The organism is Nonomuraea sp. NPDC049695 (assembly GCF_040674955.1).
GTDB lineage: Bacteria > Actinomycetota > Actinomycetes > Streptosporangiales > Streptosporangiaceae > Nonomuraea > Nonomuraea helvata.
In genome coordinates this window covers 1-1,288 of sequence record NZ_JBFANV010000240.1, presented here as the reverse complement: position 1 = coordinate 1,288, position 1,288 = coordinate 1, and the positions used below count along the sequence as shown (strand labels likewise).

Here is a 1,288-nt window from a genome sequence, read left to right as displayed (position 1 = left end):
TGAGGGGCCACGGTGATTCCGGACAGCCTTCTTATGGGCGTAGAGCCTATGCGGCTGTTTGGGTTGAGAGGGACTCGTTGAGTACTTCCAGGGGTGGTCGGTAGCCGAGCGCCGAGTGCAGGCGGCGGCGGTTGTAGAACCCTTCGATGTAGTGGATGACCTGCCGTCTTGCCTTGGCGCGGGTGGTGAAGACGAAGCGGTGCAGCCATTCGTTTTTGATGGTGCTGAAGAACGATTCGGCCATCGCGTTGTCGTAGCAGACGCCGGTGCGGCCGACCGAGCGGCGGATGCTCAGGCCGGTCAGGAAGCGGCCGAACTCATCCGAGGTGTAGTTCGAGCCGCGATCGGTATGGAACACGGCGCCGGGCTGCAGCAGGCCGGTGCCGACGGCCATCCGGATCGCATCCTTGATCAGATCGGTGCGGTAGTGGTCGGCCATCGCCCAGCCCAGCACTGCCTTGCTGTGGCAGTCGATCACGGTGGCCAGGTAGAGGAAGCCCTCCCAGGTGCGGATGTAGGTGATGTCGCCGACCAGCTTGGTGCCCGGCCGGGCGGCGGTGAAGTCGCGGCCGACCAGGTCGGGGATGCCGCGGTAGTCGCCTTGGACGGTGGTGGCCGGCCGGAACGCCCGCACCTGGGCCGGGATCAGGCCGTGTTCGCGCATCAAGACGCGGACCAGCTCGGCCGAGCAGTGCTCGCCGCGGCGCAGCAGCGCGGCGTGCACCCGCCGGTAGCCGTAGGTCTCGTGCGAGTCAGCGAAGATCTCGGCCACCAGCCCGGCCAGCAACGCCCGGCGTTGCGCGGTGGCCGAGGCCGGCCTCTCGCGCCATTCGTAGTAGCCCGAGCGGGACACGCCCAGCCAGGCGCACATCCGGGCGATCGCGTGGCAGGCCTTCTCCGCGTCGATCAACTCGTACTTGGCGAGCGTCATCGACTGTCCGCCGCGAAGAAGGCGGCCGCTTTTTTCAAGAACGCCAGCTTCTCCCGCAGCTCGGCGTTCTCCCGCTCCAGCTCCCGGATCCTGGCCCGCTCCGGCCCGGAGACCGGCGGCTGCTCCTCCTGAGTATGGACCACCCGATACCGGGTCACCCAGCTGCCCAGGGTGCTGGGGTTAATGTCGAACTCGCGCGCCACCGACGCGACCGTCCGCTCGCCCTCCAGCACCATGCGGATGGCTTCTTCCTTGAACTCCGGCGAGAACTGCCTGCGACGCCTCGTCACGTACCTACCTCTTCCAGACTTCTGTCAGCTTATGTAGCCAACTGTCCGGAATCTTCGAGGCACCTCA

1 protein-coding gene is annotated in these 1,288 nt (G+C 66.6%); it reads right to left on the bottom strand.

From position 1 onward, the window contains the following. Positions 1-46 precede the first annotated feature (46 nt). Positions 47-1,221, bottom strand: a protein-coding gene (locus tag AB0J64_RS57295; RefSeq protein ID WP_364047283.1) for an IS3 family transposase whose coding sequence is annotated in 2 segments (ribosomal slippage) — positions 47-960 and positions 960-1,221 — 1,176 coding nt in all. Because the reading frame shifts where the segments join, the coding sequence is not laid out codon by codon here. Positions 1,222-1,288 lie beyond the last annotated feature (67 nt).